This window comes from Rossellomorea sp. NPDC071047 (genome assembly GCF_050270195.1).
Classification (GTDB): domain Bacteria; phylum Bacillota; class Bacilli; order Bacillales; family Bacillaceae_B; genus Rossellomorea.
Map to the genome: position 1 here is coordinate 1,474,397 of NZ_JBNNJT010000001.1, position 18,512 is coordinate 1,492,908.

Sequence of the window (18,512 nt, forward strand, 5' to 3'; positions counted from 1 at the left end):
CTTCTAGTCTTATTATTCATATTAATTGTAAAAATGAATCCAAAAAAATAGATCGGTCTTTTGACCGATCTATTCCCACATATTTCGTTTGAACTTATTCGCTTTTTTCCATTTCATCCAATACACGATTGACGCGCTTTTCAAGCATTTTCATTCCGCTTCCGCCCGCTTGGAAGTGGCGAAGATTCCCGTCTTTATCAAATACATAGTAAGCCGGGACATATTGATTTTCGAATGCATCTGTCAGTTTATGCTCACTGTCTACGAAGATTGGCTGAGTGATATCGTGCTCAGCTGCTACCTTCTTTATTTCGTCCAGGTTCAGGTCATCCTCGGAGCGGGGCATATGGACAGCCATAACATTCAGTTTATCGCTGTATTGATCACGAAATTCATTTACTTGTGGCATCGCTTCTTTACAAAGGTGACATGAGATGGACCAGAAGTGAATAAGTGTCGGCTTTTCTCCTACCAGCTCTCCCTTTGTTACTTCTCCATTTAACCATACTGTCGCACCGTTTAATTCCGGCATCGGCTCACGAAGCTTCATTAATATAGCCTCCCTTAATTGGTATCGTTCTTGTTTCTATTGTTCACAGGATGGATTTGTACTACTCCTGTGATAAGAAAAAGGCCTAACAAACGGTTAGGCCATTATTCATTTAAAGATTATAAAGTTTTTTGACCTGGCTTCCAGTTTGCCGGGCAAAGTCCGCCAGTTTGAAGTGCTTGAAGAACACGTAGAGTTTCTTCAACGTCACGGCCGATATTGTTGTGGAATACTACTTGGTATTGTAGTTCCCCTTCTGGGTTGATGATGTATAGTCCGCGAAGAGCAATACCTTCATCTTCGATCAGGACTCCGTATTCGCTGGATACGCTGTGGTTTGTATCTGCAGCTAATGGGTATCTTAACTCACCAAGACCATTTTCTTTACGGTCAGTGTTGATCCAAGCTAAGTGTGTATGAATAGTGTCTGTTGAGACACCGATAACTTCTGCATCTAAATCTTCGAACTCATCGTAACGGTCTGACATTGCTGTAATTTCAGTTGGACAAACAAAAGTGAAGTCCATTGGGTAGAAGAACAATACTGTCCACTTACCGTTTTTCATATTTTCTTCCAGTGACACTTTACCGAATTCTTTGTTTGGCAATACAGCGTCCATTTCAAAACGTGGAGCTTGTTTGCCTACCATGCGTTCTGCCATGAGTGAATCCCTCCAATGAGTTTTTAATGAATATTTCACCTAAGAAAGGAAGACGTGACAGTCTGTCCTTTCAAATCACAATTTTCATTATAAAGGATTAATTTTTTTTAGTCAATGTTAAATTATAATCAATTTAATATTAAAATGATTATAATTTATTGACTGCATCCCTTACTTGTTTTTCCCTATTATGTAGAAGTTTACTCACTTTTCTGCTTGAAAAAACCTCTACATAAAGTTTACCATTTCTCAACTGGGGAATAAAACAATATGCTTTTTGATATACTCTTTGACATGTCCCATGGTGAATTGTGTATACTAGAATGGTCATTATTTAAAAGGAAGGATGTTTTGGATTGAATTACATACTTGGTCTAAGTGTTTTAAGTGACCGACTTTCCAATTTTAATTGGGGCGGTCTATTGGTGACGATCGGAATTGGCGCCTTACAGATAGTAGCGATTTGGATCGCTTTCATTATCGTGAAAGGTGCGGCTAACAAAGTGGTTGAGAGAGTCTTTGATAAGTACCGACAGAGAAATGATGTTTCTGAAGGGCGCGCCCAAACATTACAGAGTCTTTCAAAAAATATAATCGGATACATCCTGATTTTTGTTTTCTTTGTCACGATTTTACAAATTTTTGGTATCCAGGTGACGGCGATTCTTGCCGGAGCAGGAATTGTTGGACTTGCAGTCGGCTTTGGGGCTCAAGGATTAGTAAGTGATGTAGTGACTGGATTCTTTATTCTATTGGAAAAGCAAGTGGATGTAGGAGATTACGTGTCCACTGGAAATTTCTCAGGGATTGTAGAAGAGGTTGGTTTACGAACGACTCATATCCGTGGGTTCGATGGCACTCTGCATTATGTGCCGAATAGAGAAATTACGAGTGTCAGCAATCATTCCCGCGGAAATATGAGAGCACTTGTTGATATCGGGATCTCATATGACGATGACATTGACAAAGCCATGGTCGTGCTTCAGCAGGTTTGTGATACGATCGCTCAAGAAGATGACAATATTGTAGATGGACCAAATGTGTTAGGTGTTCAGACTCTTGGCGCTTCAGATGTAGTATTGAGAGTATTATGCAAAACGAAAAACATGGAGCAATGGGGAGTGGAAAGGAAGCTTCGTAAAGCTTTAAAAGAAGCTCTTGATCAAAATGGAATTGAAATTCCTTATCCTCATCAGGTGTATATTGAGAAGACGGAAGGCTAATGCAAGTGAAAAGAGAAGGCGCCGGCCTTCTCTTTTTATTTGTCTCTTCTTCTTTTTGCATTCAGTAGACGCTGAAGGCGATCATCATCCTTAGTTTCTTGAGGGTCCTGTTTAACCTTGGATTTGCTTATCGGCCCCTTTTTCTCAGATACTTTAGGCATAGTCTGCTTGCCGTTTATAGGTTTCTCCCACTCATTCCGCTTGCGGTTCTGTTTCACTTTTCTGCCAAGTTGTTCAAAGCTTGTTTGTTCTTTATGAACGGAAACGGGTATCTTTCTTTTCAACTTATTAAAAACTTCCAAGATAGGACCTAATCCGAACCTTCTTATGGCAATTTCACTAAAGAAAAGAAGGAAGCCTATAATGATAAGGTGCGTACGGATTGATTGTTCTCTGGATGATTTGGTCTCGAACTCTCTAAAGACTTCTTTAGTCGAGGAATACCTCTTCCCGCCTGTTTCTTCCACTATCTTCTCCAGTGATCTGGTCCCCCCCTTGTAGGAGTATTCTTTCGAATATGGAACCGAAAAGCCTGTTTGGTATGAACCTCCACTCTCTTCTCCTGTCTTAGAGATATTCATATGATATAGCCCAGGTGATAACCTGCTTTCGAATTCGACTTCATAGTCTCCCGGAGCCTTGATCCTAGTCGTTGCAGGAACCTCCTTTCCACTTTCATCCAGTGCTGTAACCTCAAGTTGCGAGACATCTCCCGCAGATGACGAAAGCTTTAACATAGTATGTCCCCGATCGTCTTCCACATCGATGGTGTACGGGTTGGATTGGATATCTGGAAAAGAACGTGTAACAAGCTGATTGATAAATGTTGGCCATCCTTTCCACCTGACGAAATCCCCTGTCCATTTTCCAGTTGTATCAGATGTAAATGCAAATGTCCTCCCGAGACCATATCTCCAGGTTGCCAAGATAGGATCATTTTTTTCACTCTTCATCTCAACTTGAGAAGTGCCTTTTGGACTAGTGGCAATATAGGCATTCATTTGCGGAATGCCTTCTGTAAAAAACGTTCCCCATTTGGGCGAAATCGCTGGATAAAATGGACTGTCTTCAATATAGGTCCTTGTAGTAATGACTGTTTCCCTTGTTAAGATACTCGGTATCACACTGGCGTCGACAACATCATAAAATCTACCTTTTCCCCATTGGGACAAATCATTTAATAGGCCTCGATCTGCTCCTTCACCGATTGAGACGGTGGATAACGTGATTTGTTTATCGTGACCATCCTCTACAAGTGACTGGTAACTGCCTGACGTCGCAGATTGTCCATCCGTTAAAAGAATGATATGTTTTCTTTTTAAAGGCAAATCTTCTAAATCCTTATATGCTTGCTGTAAGGAGGAAAAGATTTCTGTTCCGCCACCAGGTGAAATGGAGCGTATTTGCTCTTCTACTTTTTTGCGATCAGAAATTGGTTTCGTCTCCACGATTTCCCATGGTCGATCGTCAAATGCAATGACTCCCAGTGTATCCTTACCCCTAAGTAAAGACACTGTTCTCGCAGCAGCTTCTTTTGCAAGGGCAATCTTCTGACCATTCATACTGCCTGAGCGGTCGAGCACAATGACTAGACCAAGAGACGGAAGCTCTTTTTTCCCTTTCACGTCCATATCGACGGGCAGTAATTTTTCAATCGGCGTTTTAAAATATCCTCCAAGAGCAAAACTTTCGCTTCCGCCAAACATAATAAATCCTCGTCCAAATTCTTTCACACTTTTCTCCATAAGGAGCATTTTTTTCTCAGGAATGCTTGTCGCAGATACATTATCAAAAAGAATCGTCTGATATTCCAGATAGGAAGTCAGCTTTCCAGGTAACTGCTCAGGTTTGTATGAATCAACGCTAAACCCTGCTGACTTCAGTAGTGGAGTTAATGGACTTTCTCCAGAAGGGCTTTCCACCAGGAGTACTTTGGCTGGACCTTCTGAACGAGCAAGATTGTATAAGGTATTATTTTCTTTGCTTCCATCCTCTTCAGTAAACGCCTCTGCTTTATACACCAATAAACCCGATTCACCTACGACATGCTTGAACTGAAATTCATTGTTTCCTTCTTGCACTTGTACAATTTCCTTAATGATTGACTGATCATTTAAGGATATGCGCATTTCTATCTCTTTTTTAGTTGTGCTGTACGCGTTAACGGTTATGACTGTTTCTTCTCCTTCGTATTGAATGGAGGGCGACGTAACATTAGTTACTGCCACGTCTTCTTTCGTATCCGGTGAAAGTGGAATCCAATCCACTTCGATCCCTTTGCCCTTTAGTAAAGGTATGACATTTCCCCCAGACCCCATCGTTTCCTTCCCGTCTGTGATGGCGACAATTCTTCCTCCACGGGTAAGGAGATTCGATGAATATTCCAGTCCTTCTTCGAGGTTCGTTTCTCCCTCGTTGATCTCTCTTGCAAACTGATCGATAGGATTTCTTTCCGATGAAATTGTTCGTTCAATTTCCGAGTTTTCTCCAAAGGCTACGATTCCGTATCCATCATGTTCCACCTTGGTTTTGGATGCTTGATTGATCAGATTCAGGATGTGATTCTCCTGTTCCGACACAGATGCAGAACGGTCAGCTAGGATGAGTACCGACCGCCCTTTATCCGGCAACAAAATAAGCGGGTTAGCAAGGGCAATGATCAAAAGACCCATCCCACATCCCCGTAATAAGAAGACGAGCTTTTCTTCCTTCCTCTTCAATCCCCGCTTGGCAAATAGGAAGAGTACAAATCCAAGGGGAATCATCAACCATATCCAAAGAGTTTCTTTAAATTCGATTCCCACGTCTGTACACCTCCCATTCGATAAATAATAAAAGGATTGCCAAGATTAGAAACCACTCAGTAAGGGCTTGGGGAATGCTCTTTGTTTCCTCGTTTTTCATTCCTTTAGTGGGTTCAAGGGAAAAGGAAGTCCCTTCTGATAATTGTTTTTCCCGATCATCAAGTACGACACTGAAATATTTCGTGTCACCATCTCGTATAGCCTGATATACACCAGGGGCTTCTGGTGCCTTGAACACTCCCTCCCCATTCCATTCTTTTACAAACTCACCTTCAGTCGAGTATATATCCCATTTATCTCCCGAAAGAGGTAATGTCCTTTCTTCACCCGGTTGATAATATCCCAAAAACCCGTGATTTTCTGATAAAAATTGATAAGAATTATAAAGAAAGATCGGAAATCCCGGATGTAATGGGAAATCTGATTCGTTAAGGTGCAAATTTAGCAGGACAAGCTTCTGACCATTCACTTCTCCCTTCTGGATGAGAGGAATGGAATCACCTGTGGCAACTGATTGGAGATTCTTTATTTGGATGGAACTCACTTTATCCACATACACTTTTTCCAGATCAACATGTTTTAATAGGGGATCTTCATTCGTTGCTTTAATCCCATGTGTCAACGGAGTGGCTTCTCTGGATCGTGCCGGGACGATCATGGCAGGGCTGCCGACAGATAACTGCTGCCACTTCTCCTTTGTGGTCAATATGATTCCATCCCCAGGCTTCATTTGATCCTCTTGAATGGTTTTCACGTTGACTCCAATCGATTGAAACCCTTTTAATAAGAAAGGGTTTATTTCCCCTATGACATGAATGGCCGGTTTTGAAGCAGCCTGAATACTTGAAAGGCTGTTATCTTCCATGTAATCATCATTAAAATCGATTACCGCCTTATAGATTGGGCTATAGGAAAGGTCAGATAATGGCACAACGGTTTCCTCTCCTGGTTCCAATGTCAGTCCCACTGAAGAGATCTCATTATTTTCATCGTAAATGGTGAGGTGACCCTTTCGTGATACCTCACTTTGATTTTCAATCACAGCGACTCCTTGATAAGAAGATCCTAACCGTTCAACTCCGAAACTTGTAAGAGAAACATTTACAGGATTAGTCAAAAGATTATGTACCTGAATAGGACTTGTAAGTTCTTCTGTAAAATCCTCTTTTCCCATTGAGTCTGAGAAGATATGTATGATTGATTCCGACCCGATTGCCAATGCCTCTCCAAGGTGAATCGCTTTTTCCATATCTTCGTTGTCATTAGATAATGGGAGGTTCTTCAAACCATTTAGAACAACCCGATCGTTTGTTTCTTCCGAGACAATGGTGGTTACAGATTTCCCCACTCCCAATAAGGTCACTTTTCCATCAGTTCCTTCAACCAATGATTGAATGTCTCCCTTTGCTTCTTCAAAGTGAGATCGATTGTTCACCACTGCGTTCATTGAGGCAGAGGTGTCCAGTAAAATGACGAGATGATCTTTTTGGGCCATTTCGTTAAATGTGTAAGGCTTTACCAGAGCGATCATTAAGAAGAGAAGGATCAGTACTTGTAAAAGGAGTAAGAGATTTTTCTGTAATCTATGAAACCATGGAGAAGCTTGCCATTCCTTCATTACCTCTTCCCATAGTAAATTAGAAGGAACTACTTGATCTCTGTATTGTTTTCGAAAGAAATACATTAAAATAACGGCGGCTATAAAAAAAGAAAATAAAAAAAAGATTGGATTCCCTATTCCCATCATATCACCTCAGCGGATCCATCCATTTTCTTTCAAATCCTTAAAGAATATTTCGTTTAATGGTGGCAGGCAACTTGTTTGTGTATAACCAAACCCCCATTTATTGCATAATGCTTCAATCTCTTTGTTGTGATAAAGTAATCGCTCCTGATAGAGCTCCACCATCCTCGGACTTATTGATACATTCGTTTCCTTGTGTTTTTCACTATCTAATAATTTGACATCACCTTGATAGGATGGCGTTAGCTCTTCTTCATCGAGGAGTTGGATAAAATAAACCATTTCTCTTCTAATAGAAAGTTTTCTGAGTGCTTCCTCTATCAATGAGAGCGATTCGAATCCATCTGAAAGAATAAAGGAAACAGAGCTTTTTTTTCGCACCCCTTTTCCCACTTCCTCAAAAAAGGAGATTCCATCTTCCCCTGTACGGTCTAAGGACAGCTCTTGAATGTCATGCAGAATCGCTTTTGCGTCCCGTGCCCCTTTTTTCATAAAGCACTTTTGGTGATGAGCTCCCATGCAATGCAACGAAAGCCGATCATCATTAGAAAGAGCCAAAAATGACAGTGCTCCAGCTAATTCTTTCGCTCTCTTCCACTTTCTATCTTCTATTAAAATGGAGTTCGAGCAATCTAGGTAAATATGAACCTTTATTTCTCTTTCATCCAAATACCTTTTGATATATACCTTTTCCGTTCTGGCATACACATTCCAGTCGATCTGCCTTACATCATCCCCAAGTTCATACATTTGATAATCGGAAAATTCCAGGGAACTCCCATGATGGGTTGCGAGGCGGGAACCTTTATGATGACCGTTCTTTAATCGTTTACCCGTGATCCTGTGCCTTTTCAATTGAGCTAGAAACTGGCTGTGCCAAAGCGTTTTCACCGACTTTCACCTTTTTGAACGTAATCGATCATTTCAAGGATGAGCTCATCCGTTCCAACATTCATGGCTTCTCCTTCAAAATTCAGGATTATACGGTGCCGCAATACGAGAGGAGCAACCTTTTTCAGATCTCCAATGGAAACATGGTACCTTCCTTGTGTCAACGCTCTGGCTTTGGACATAAGAATGACATTTTGAAGCCCCCTTGGTCCACTCCCAAATTCAACATATTGTTTGATTCTTTCCGTTGTTCTTTCACTTTTAGGGTGTGTTGCATCAATAAGGTCAATGGCAAAGTCAATCATTTCATCCGTGACCATGATTTCTTTCACCAGGTCCTGTATGCTTAATAGTTCAGCTTGATTCAGCCTTTTCTCAAGAACGATGTCTTCGGTTCCTGTTGTACGCTGGATAATTTGTTTCAACTCCGCTTTAGTAGGATAAGATACTAGGATTTTAGACATGAACCGATCAACTTGCGCTTCAGGTAAGGGATATGTTCCTTCAAGATCAATGGGATTCTGTGTGGCCAAGACAAAGAAGGGCTTCTCCAATGTCATCGTTTCGCCTACCACCGTGACTGTATTCTCTGCCATTGCCTCAAGGAGTGCACTTTGCGTCTTGGGGGTCGAACGGTTGATTTCATCCGCTAACACTAGGTGATGAAACAAAGGACCTTGATGGAAAACAAATGGATGTTGATCGTCCCGGCTTTGTTTCATGACCATTGTTCCCGTGATGTCTGTTGGCATTAGATCCGGGGTAAACTGAATTCTTGAAAAGCTAAGGTCCATAACATCCGCCAGGGTACGCACCAACATCGTTTTCCCTAAACCAGGTAATCCTTCCAAGAGAGTATGCCCTCCTGCAAGGATGGACCAAAGCACACCCTCTACAATTTCCTCCTGCCCTACGATAAAGCGCTGAACTTCTTCCTTCACTTCTGTTATCTTCAAAGAAGCTTTCTTAAATTGTTGCTCCTTATCTTCAATGTTCACTCTACCAACTCCCCTGGATCAATTTCACTAAAATAGGATTGTACGATATTCTCTAAATCTTTAGGGATCGTGGATCGATCTGACGTCTTCCGGTAAGAAGAATAATAGTCTTGATACACTTCTTCATATGGACGAAGAGTTCCCTTTTGTACCGGTCCATTGCCATCAAACCGCTCTCCATTATCACCCTCGCCTAATTTGCCAGTATCCCTTTCCATATTGTTCTGTCCCTCGATTTTTTCCGGGACAGAAAGCATCTCTCTGGATCCTTTCCCGTTGCCGGCTCCGTTTCCTGCTAGAGGGGAAGAACCGCTCCCAGTTCCGGCACCGTTTTCATCCCGTCCCTCGCCAGCTGAATTTGTATCACTGTTGCCTGGCTGATTTCCGTTTGCAGATGAAGAAGGCCCCTTATTTGCTCCTGTCTCACTGTTTGCCTGATCAGATGGTGATTTATCGGAATTTTGCGCCAATGACTCTGAGCCTGTTGCATCATTCTGTCCGATTGCATCCTTTAAGAGATCGGCTTCATTTTGAAGTTCATCTTCAAGTTTAGCAAGTTGATCTAATTGTTCTTCTACGCTATTCGATTCCTTCATTATTTCTGATAATTCATCCAAGGAAGCAATATCCTGTGATTTCAAAGTCATTAAAAGTTGCTCCATTTGAGCTTTTGTCATTTGTTTTAAAGCTTGCTGGAGTTTATCGCTATTCTTTTCTTGAATCGCTTCGTTTACGTTCTCTACTTTTATATCTGCTATCTTTTTCTTTACTTCCTGCAACTTTTCATTCTGTTTTTCAATTGATTTTTTCTGAAACTCGAGCTCTTTCACTTTTTTGATCATTTCATCATATCGTTTGGACGCGTCCTTTACTTTCTCCAGCTCTTCATTATTCTTCAACAGCTTTTCTTTAATAGGAGCATTCTCTTTCTTTTTCGCCTGTTCTGTTATTCTTTTACTTGATTCGGCGATGATTTCCTTTTCTTTCACAATCCGATTCGCTTTTTGGAAAGAGGTATTCCATTGCGTGAAAATCAGGAAGGATAAAAGCATAAGAATTCCGCTTGATAACAGAAAAGAAGGCTTAATTCTCTTCTTTCGATATTTCAATACTTCCGGCTGGGCCCTTTTCATTTTCTTCAATGCATCCTGCACAACTAAGGAGGATAGGGCATGGCCACTGTGAAGGCTACTATAAGCGGCAGTTACACGATTGTCTTCTACGAACCTATCATAGGTTAAGGCACTATCCTTCAAGGTGGCTCTTCTTCGATAAAACAATATCGCAACACCAATGAAAATAAAGTGGCAACCTACCCATAGGATTCTTTCCCAATATGGGATTAAAACTAAGGCTGCTATGGAAACGATGGATAGAACAAAGACTCCTGCATAAACAAGCAAGAGCTGAGTGTAGTACCATAATTGATTGATCCAGAGCTTTTTTCTTATTTGCCTAAGTAATTGAAGAAATTGTTGAGTTTCCATCTTCTCACCCTTTATTTAGCGCTCTTCACCTTCATGCTAGGTCTTAGCTTCATAATACTGAGGGACAGGGAGATCACTGCAAGAACAGTGTATATGATCAGGAAAGAAATCCATAATGGAAACGTAATGCCGCTGCGAGTGTATATTTCTTCAATTGCCATTGGTTCAAAATGCCCCATCATGACAATCCCGGGATTAAACATGGCGATTAAATACGGTGCAGGATTGGTTTGATTCTGATAAGGACCGCTGCCGATTGCCATTGAGAGCATAAAGAGGAATAACGTCCCACCGGCAAGAAAAAGGACCGTTGCATAGGTTGTTACCATCGACACAATCGTCTTTCGGATAACCGTTGAATATAAAACTCCTAAGGAACCAAATGCAAAAACCAAAAACAAACTGTATCCAAAGACAAAGAGTAAATCCGTTGGGGAAACTCCCCCGAATAAGAAAACAAAGCTATAAAGAGGCAAACTTGAGACAACAAGCAGTAATAAATAAGAAACCGACGATACCAGTTTACTCAGGATAATACTCATTGAGCTTTGCTCCGTCGTCAACAACATGCTTAATGTCTGTTTCTCCCTTTCACCACTGATGACACCGCCTGTTAACCCGGGTGTAATAAATAACACGAGAGCAAGCTGTAAGAAGGAGAGAATCATAAACATCACCCGGCTCTCTTCGGGACGAAAATAACCAGTATTTGAAAATCGCGTTTGCATATAAATGAAACCGATCACGACAATTCCTACGGCAATTAAGTAGCATAACATCCCGATAAATGATTTAAAGGAACGAAAGCGAAGTTTAAATTCTTTATTTAACATTGGATTGATGAGTAACTGCTTCATGAAAGTGTCACTCCTTTCATGATCTCCATAAAGACATCTTCTAAATTTGTTTCCGTTTCTTTGAAGCTCACAATCTGGATGTCGTTTAAAACGGCTTTCTTCAATAGCTCTATTTGATCCGTTTCTTCTCCTTTATAAAGGAAAAGAAAGGTTCTATTCTCCTCGTCCACTTCAACCTTTGAAACATAAGGGTCGTCTTCAAAGAACGCCACAGCACTCTCCACCATTCCCCTTACCCTCACGACAATCAATTTATCTGCCTGCAATTGAAATTGAATATCCTGAACAGAACCATGAGCTACAAGTTTCCCATTATCAATCACCCCGATTTCATCACACATTTCCGCAAGCTCAGGAAGGATATGAGATGAAATCAAAATCGTTTTCCCCATTTTCTTTAATTCTTTAAGAATTTCCCTCATTTCGATTCTGGCCCTCGGATCAAGTCCTGATGCCGGTTCATCCAGTATCAGCACTTCCGGATCATGGATGAGGCACCTTGCTAAACAAAGACGCTGCTTCATCCCCCTGGATAAAAGGTCAACATAGGAATCTTTTTTATGTGATAGATTCACCAGTTCCAAGAGCTGGGGAATGAGTTTCTTCCTTTGATCTGCAGGAATTTTATAGCTTGCACCATAAAAGTCCAGATACTCGTCAGCTTTTAATTGATCATATACACCAAAAAAATCAGGCATATAGCCGATTTGCCTTCTAACCAATTTTGGATCTTTGCTTATATTGAATCCGTTCACGGTAGCCGTACCTTCAGTAGGAGCTAAGAGAGTAGCCAAGATGGAAAATGTCGTAGATTTCCCCGCTCCATTTTGACCAACAAAGCCAAATACGGTTCCCTTTTCAATGGATAAGTTCAGATCATCAAGGGCCAGGAATGACCCATAGCGTTTAGATAAATTTCGAATCTCAATCATGGTCGGACCTCTCCTTTCAGCACAATGTCAGGAAGACGAACAAAAGGATCCCCCTGAGATCGCTTTTCAAACTCGAAAACGATTTCTCCATTTTCATTCATATATTTATTCAATTTATCTTTTACTTCTATTGAATTCGACGAGGATTCAGAAAGCACCAGTCGTTCATCTGTTTGTGGATCAACCAGAGAAAACTGAAGCACCCCTCCTGTATGAATGGTCATATTAAGCGAATGAAGAGTAACCTTAGACAACTCAATTTGATTCGGAAGATGAATGGTTAGCTCGTATGTCCCATCTTCGAGTCCCATTTCATCTGCTCCATTATGTGTGTAATGCTCAATCACCTGTCCCTTAACAGGCAATACATCCAGATCAAGCTGTTCATTCCTAAGTGTAAATGCACCCTTATAATTTCCGAGAGAAGGAAAATGTTGGTAGATTAATGAAAAATTTTCAGACTTGGATTCTTTGTTCTTAATCTTCATATTGAATATCTCCGCATCTGTATACCCAAAAATGACCGGGGAATTATTTTCATTATCCGCAGAAATCATTTGAGATGCGAAGTTTTCCAATCGTTCTTTCTTTTGTTGTTTTATGTTTTGCTGATTCGGGAGTGGCGCTGACATATTTCGGCTCACACCAGTAGGAGAAGATAAATAATTCGTTGAAAGCTTTTTATCAACGTTGAGCGTTTCCCCGGCTTTCATATCCCCCAAATGATACATTCTGGACCCCGACCAAATATATACATCTGTAAAATCATATGGAAAATCATTTTGAATCGTACCGGATATGGTTTGATCCTCTAACACTAATTCCGGTATAAACCTTCCTACTTCTTCTTTTTCACTTGCTCCGAGTAAAGTCCTCGTGGACCAGTATTCTACATCCCGAAATGTAATGGACCTTTTATCCTTCGTAATCTCTTCAACTGCGAACTTATACTGATCTACTCCCCCAGCACTATTCCTGACTCTTGCAGGTGTGATATCTAAATTATGCTTATCTGAAACAAAACCATAGTCTCCCCCGGAGTTTGATAATGCGCTAAAAGCTGAAATTCCATGTACGCTTTTATCTTCCTCGACTTTTAAGACACTCATTTGATTCAAATGAGGCTTCGATATTCTATCTTTAGCTCCAGTGATAAAGATTCCCGAGGAAACGAGGACGGAGATGGCAGGAATGATCCACCAAGCTTGTTCACGCTTATCCACTTTTCTTAATAAGAAATAGAGCAGGGGTACAAGGACAATCAAATAAATGATGAGAATGATGACAAGTGTACTTACTTTAAAATTGGTAGTCGGAAAGAGCTCATTGCTGTCAGCGACTTCATAATAAATTCTCTCAAGGAAACTTTGATCTCCGTTGGACTGGCCAATCAGAAAGTAGGGCTCTGTTTTAGACAGGACGTTTGCAAACCATTCGTCATAGCCTTCCCATGCATTTAATTCAGGGTCACCCAGTGAATATGCAGTCTGCCACACTTCTCCTAAGCCTTCAGAACTTTTCACAACCAATGGGATCCCGCCTTGCTCAACCAGAACATCCGATTCGGGTTTAACAGTCCCTTTAAAGATTGCTAATGAGTTAAAAGAAGCCTCTATATTCTTCTTCACATTAAAGATTGAAGTGTCTGAGAGTGTCGATTCTTCCCCTAACGTAAGAGGAGCCATATCTGCCACAGAGCCCAGAGTATCTTCCAAATGAGGAGCCCCTCCAATAAATAAAACACCGCCTGTGTCCACCCAGCTTTTCAATGCGCTTTGTTGATCCTGGCTAAGTTCTGAAATATTAAATTGGTCAATGATTATATAATCAAGCATTTGAAACCCGCTCTTCTCTTCAGGAACATTTTCCTTTGTGAGCGTTAAAGTCTCTACCCGATTCCCTCCCATGTTAGCCCCTTTAATCCCCTTCAAACGGTCAGGATTTTCACTCAATAAACCGATGGTCGTATAATTGCTATAAATGAAATTAGGCGTTAATCGTTTATCTCCTTTAAACTTTATCTCTTTTCCTTTTTCCCAAGATCCTTGGAACAAATGAATGGTTTGCTGATTGGAGTTATGCCTGATTTCATCATTGAATCCTGGAATGGATAATGTGTATGTACGTTTTGAATTTGCTGGCACATCTATCGGTAATACTCTTGCCCCTCCAGTCTGATAGGAAGGAGCATAGTCAAATAATAGATCTCCCTTGAAATCAGAACCTGTATTTTCGACGGTTACTTTAAGGGGGAAACCTCTTCCCTCCTTCACTTTTCCATCGATTCCTTCTTCCACTGAAATTTTAATTTGCGCTTGTGCGAGTGTGGTATCTTCCATGAAAAGAAACATCAAGAACCCTAATGTCATCACAAATATTGCTTTCGTCCATCTTTTCACATGCATTCCCCTCTTTCTTTCTCTCTAAAAGTAGACGAATTCATAATGGGGAAAGTTTCTATTATTTTTATCTTTTTCCTCATTTCCCATCTACCTCAAGTGTAATTTTACACTATTATTGACTCTTAGCAAGACCATTTTAGAAATTTTTGTTAATTTCTTATTAAATATATCTTTTCGTAAACATAGTTACTATGAGTGGTAATGTGAAACACGGTCCGTTCCTTTCCGCTCCAGGCACTTCCTTTCCGCGGGGAGGAAGTCGAGCCTCCTCGGGCTTTGCCCTGCGGGGTCTCGACTTTTCCTCTATCTCCCGCAGGAGTCAAGTGCCTTCCGCTACAATCCACTCTGTGCTATTACTTTTTTACTGCCTGTAAGTATCGAAAAACAAACTATCTAAAAAGGAGGAAATGAAAGTTTTATAGAAACTTATTATGCTCACGCGATAAATAACCTCTTGTAAAGTGAGAAGTAATCCGTATGTTACTTTTACATTATGCTCTATCACGAAATCCCCTTACCATCTTTAATAAGGTCTTCATAACAGAGCTTCAAGGTGTGCAAGATAACAATGGAACTAGAAAAAATATTCTTTTTCTTAAAAGGAAGATCAATCTCTACTTACCTTAAAAGAGATGGTTTGCTAAAATTCTTGTTTTTATTGTTTTCCATTAAGGATTCATGCTTAGAAAGTTGATTCTCGCTGCAGGATGCTCGACTCCTGCGGGAATAGCTGGACAGGTGAGACCCCGTAGGCGCAGCCGAGGAGGCTCACCGCCAGCCCCGCGGAAAGCGAGCATCCTGGAGCGGAAATCAACTATTACAGTCTCCTCTACAATAGCAACAAACTTTACGAATAGAGCCTTGCGAAAGAGACTTTTAAATGAACAAAAAAATCACGGAACGATATGTGTAGATATCATTCCGTGATTTATACTCATTATTTTAATCCGCCAATATATTCTGAGAGAAGGGAGATGGCAAAGTCTATCGCTTTCTCATCAGGGTTTAATTTAGAATGGTGCAGTCCAAATGGAGAGTTCACGCCAAGCCAGAACATAAAGCCCGGTATTTCCTCGAGCATATAACCAAAGTCTTCTCCCGTCATAGCTTCTTTACAGATTACTGGGTTCCGATTCGTTTTTTGGAGGAAAGAAATGAAATGGTTTGTCCACTCCGGATCATTGAAGACCTGTCGATACATGCTGCCATAATCCACCTGAATATCACAATCATAACTGATTTTCATCCCATCGATTAACGCTTCAAGCCGTTTTTTCACACTTTCCATCGACTCGGCTGATAGGGTACGGATGGTACCTTCCAATCTGGCTGTTTCAGCGATGATATTCTGCACCGTCCCACTTTCCATTTTGCCGACAGTGATGACCGCACTGTCTAAAGGATCGACATTCCTTGAGACGATCGACTGCATTTGTGTAACAAAGGAAGATGCCACGACAATCATATCCTTCGTATGGTGAGGATAGGCAGCGTGACCACCCTTCCCTTTAAAATCAATAAATAACTCAGACGTATTGGCAAAAAGCAGTCCCTCTTTAACAGCAATCGTCCCTACTTCATATTCCGGTGCAATGTGAAGTGCGAAGATCACATCGGGCATCCATTCCTTCATGATTTCGCTTTCAAGCATGGGCTTCGCTCCACCTGGTCCCTCCTCTGCGGGTTGAAATATGAAAAGTAGATCATCTTCTATCGGGTGGTGAACGAAATGGGTTAAAACCCCCAGCTCAATCGACATATGAAAGTCATGGCCGCATGCATGCATCCTCCCTTCATGTAATGAAGGGAAATTCAATCCTGTTTCTTCCGTGATCGGCAGGCCATCAATGTCACCGCGGTACCCAATCATCTTTGTAGGATTGGTGCCATGAACCTTAACGAATATGCCTGTTCTCCAGGTCTTAACCTCTAAGCGGTCAGCAGGCAGGATTGAAATATAATTCAATAGGTATTGCTGCGTTTTAAACTCTTGAAACCCAAGTTCAGGAATTTGATGGAGATCTCTCCTGATCGACTTAAAGTCTACTGTTGACATGGGTATCCTCCTTACATGAATAATAGATCGATAGATAGTGAAATTGAGACCTTACAAGAAAAGAACAGACGCCAGCCGTCCGTTCTCTCCTTGATCATGCTATTGTTGAAATGATTACAGTTGACGTAATTCTTGTTTTATTTCAGTCTTAGATTTTGTCTTTTCGTCAATGTCTTTCAATTTCTTTGCTGGTGTACCTGCCACAACCGTGTATGGAGCTACATCATCCACGACAATCGCTCCGGCTGCAACGACAGCCCCTTTTCCGACTGTTACACCTTCAAGGACAACGGCATTGGCGCCAATGACTACATCGTCTTCGATGACGACGGGTTTTGCAGATGGCGGCTCAATTACCCCGGCAAGCACCGCACCCGCTCCAATATGACAATTCTTCCCTACTGTAGCACGTCCACCAAGTACAACATTCATATCGATCATCGTTCCTGCACCTACTACAGAACCGATATTTATCATTGCACCCATCATAATGACCGCATTGTCACCGATTTCCACTTGATCGCGAATGATGGCGCCTGGCTCGATACGCGCTTTAACCCCTTTTAAGTCAAGAAGAGGAATCGCAGAATTTCGGCGATCATTTTCTAATACGTAGTCTTCGATTTTATCTTTATTTTCTTCAAGAATAGTAGAAAGCTCGCTCCACTCCCCGAATACGACACCGGAATTTCCTTGAAGGAAGGTTTGGGAAGAAGAACCAAAGTCGATTCCCTCTATGTCACCTTTCACATAAACCTTCACAGGGGTTGACTTGGTACTATTTTGGATAAAAGAAATAATTTCGTTTGCGTCCATCATTTTCATAAGAATACCCTCCGTAATTATGTATAAATTCAGAATTTGTTTCTTGAATTACTTTATCAAATTAAAGGATGTAAGACAACCCTAAAGGTTAAAACTATGAATTTTCATGAAGGAATCCGTTTACAACTTCAACAAACGCTTCTACTTGTCTTAATTGAAAGGCGGATTCATAGCCTAATAACCAAGTGTCCCTATGTATCAGTGAATCATGTTCATCGATTAAAGGTATCTTATAAATATCTTCTTCCATCCCGTCTAACGTGATTGCTGGTAATATGGCGTAGCCGATTCCGTTTAATGTCATCTGCTTACATGTTTCAATTTGGTCAACAACAATCGTTCGTTTTGGGGTTGTCTTGAATTGCCGATGCCACCAGTCCTGAATTTCCTGATAGTAATTCGAGTCACTTTTAAATTGGATAAACGGTCGATCAGTTTTCATGACTTCTTCAATCGATTGAATTTCTCTATCGACTAAATACAATGTATCTTGAAAGAGATGGTGTTTGGGGCCCTTCCAATCAGGGGTGCCTCGAATAATGCCGATATGTACTTCATTTTCATAAATCGCTTTAAGAATTTCACTGCTCCATCCTGTCATTAACGAGATTTTGGCATGGGGATAGGTTTCCACAAACCTTTTAAGTACTTTAGGAAGCCAATTCTGTCCTACAATCGAGGCACATGCAATCTTCAATGTTCCATGAACCTCGAACTCCAATGCTTGAATTCTTTCCTTCACACTTTCTTCCTTCAGCAGCATTTCTTCAGCCAGTTTCACCACAAGCTCTCCGGCAGGGGTTAAGGCCAGACCTTTTTGAGAGCGAAGGAATAATCTGGTACCCCACTCCTTTTCAATCGTCTGGAGTCTTTGTGACAGTGCCGGCTGCGATACAAATAGCCGCTCTGCTGCTTTACGCATGTTCATTTCCTGAGCCAGTACGTGCAGTAATTGATATTCTGAGAACGCCATAATCTTCACCTTCATAAGTTTTTCTTATATTATATCTTAATTAATATAAAATTTCATTATTATCAAGAATGGAATAGACTGATAGTAGAAACATTGGGAGGTGCCTGA

Annotated in this window: 14 protein-coding genes; 1 reads left to right on the forward strand and 13 read right to left on the reverse strand. The window is 41.0% G+C overall.

The features are described 5' to 3' along the window. Positions 1–94: 94 nt before the first annotated feature. Positions 95–550, reverse strand: a complete 456-nt coding sequence (locus ACQKFO_RS07555) for a TlpA family protein disulfide reductase (RefSeq protein ID WP_427597699.1) — start codon at positions 548–550, stop codon at positions 95–97. A gap of 119 nt (positions 551–669) precedes the next feature. Continuing rightward, positions 670–1,212, reverse strand: coding sequence for a peroxiredoxin (locus tag ACQKFO_RS07560; RefSeq protein WP_113968382.1), 543 nt, complete (start codon positions 1,210–1,212; stop codon positions 670–672). Between the two features lie 356 nt (positions 1,213–1,568). Here ACQKFO_RS07560 and ACQKFO_RS07565 point away from each other — a divergent pair, with 356 nt between their 5' ends. Continuing rightward, on the forward strand, positions 1,569–2,435 hold the full coding sequence (locus ACQKFO_RS07565) for a mechanosensitive ion channel family protein (RefSeq protein WP_427597700.1): 867 nt from the start codon (positions 1,569–1,571) through the stop codon (positions 2,433–2,435). Between the two features lie 35 nt (positions 2,436–2,470). Here ACQKFO_RS07565 and ACQKFO_RS07570 read toward each other — a convergent pair whose 3' ends face one another. The 11 genes from ACQKFO_RS07570 to ACQKFO_RS07620 all read right to left on the reverse strand — a co-directional run bounded on the left by ACQKFO_RS07570 (position 2,471) and on the right by ACQKFO_RS07620 (position 18,404). Further along, complete coding sequence (locus tag ACQKFO_RS07570; protein ID WP_427597701.1) at positions 2,471–5,239, reverse strand: VWA domain-containing protein; 2,769 nt, start codon at positions 5,237–5,239, stop codon at positions 2,471–2,473. Next, complete coding sequence (locus tag ACQKFO_RS07575) at positions 5,223–6,986, reverse strand: vWA domain-containing protein (RefSeq protein ID WP_427597702.1); 1,764 nt, start codon at positions 6,984–6,986, stop codon at positions 5,223–5,225. The genes ACQKFO_RS07570 and ACQKFO_RS07575 overlap by 17 nt, the downstream gene beginning before the upstream one ends. Before the next feature lie 6 nt (positions 6,987–6,992). After that, positions 6,993–7,874, reverse strand: a complete 882-nt coding sequence (locus tag ACQKFO_RS07580; protein ID WP_427597703.1) for a DUF58 domain-containing protein — start codon at positions 7,872–7,874, stop codon at positions 6,993–6,995. Beyond that, positions 7,871–8,872 (reverse strand): AAA family ATPase, encoded by a 1,002-nt coding sequence (locus tag ACQKFO_RS07585; protein WP_427597704.1) that lies wholly within the window; start codon positions 8,870–8,872, stop codon positions 7,871–7,873. The genes ACQKFO_RS07580 and ACQKFO_RS07585 overlap by 4 nt, the downstream gene beginning before the upstream one ends. Continuing rightward, positions 8,869–10,359: a hypothetical protein gene (locus ACQKFO_RS07590; protein ID WP_427597705.1), complete on the reverse strand. Its 1,491-nt coding sequence runs from the start codon at positions 10,357–10,359 to the stop codon at positions 8,869–8,871. The genes ACQKFO_RS07585 and ACQKFO_RS07590 overlap by 4 nt, the downstream gene beginning before the upstream one ends. Positions 10,360–10,370: 11 nt before the next feature. Continuing rightward, positions 10,371–11,216: an ABC transporter permease gene (locus ACQKFO_RS07595; RefSeq protein ID WP_427597706.1), complete on the reverse strand. Its 846-nt coding sequence runs from the start codon at positions 11,214–11,216 to the stop codon at positions 10,371–10,373. Next, positions 11,213–12,148, reverse strand: coding sequence for an ATP-binding cassette domain-containing protein (locus ACQKFO_RS07600; RefSeq protein ID WP_427597707.1), 936 nt, complete (start codon positions 12,146–12,148; stop codon positions 11,213–11,215). Before ACQKFO_RS07600 ends, ACQKFO_RS07595 begins: the two co-directional genes overlap by 4 nt. Then, on the reverse strand, positions 12,145–14,547 hold the full coding sequence (locus tag ACQKFO_RS07605) for a hypothetical protein (protein ID WP_427597708.1): 2,403 nt from the start codon (positions 14,545–14,547) through the stop codon (positions 12,145–12,147). The genes ACQKFO_RS07600 and ACQKFO_RS07605 overlap by 4 nt, the downstream gene beginning before the upstream one ends. A 940-nt stretch (positions 14,548–15,487) precedes the next feature. After that, entirely contained in the window at positions 15,488–16,606 is a 1,119-nt protein-coding gene (locus ACQKFO_RS07610; protein ID WP_427597709.1) for an N-acetyldiaminopimelate deacetylase, read from the reverse strand. Positions 16,607–16,720: 114 nt separating this feature from the next. Further along, positions 16,721–17,431 carry a 2,3,4,5-tetrahydropyridine-2,6-dicarboxylate N-acetyltransferase gene (dapD, locus tag ACQKFO_RS07615; protein WP_148968577.1) on the reverse strand — a complete coding sequence of 237 codons (711 nt, stop codon included), beginning with the start codon at positions 17,429–17,431 and terminating at the stop codon, positions 16,721–16,723. Between the two features lie 94 nt (positions 17,432–17,525). Beyond that, positions 17,526–18,404 (reverse strand): LysR family transcriptional regulator, encoded by an 879-nt coding sequence (locus tag ACQKFO_RS07620; protein ID WP_427597711.1) that lies wholly within the window; start codon positions 18,402–18,404, stop codon positions 17,526–17,528. Between the last annotated feature and the right edge of the window lie 108 nt (positions 18,405–18,512).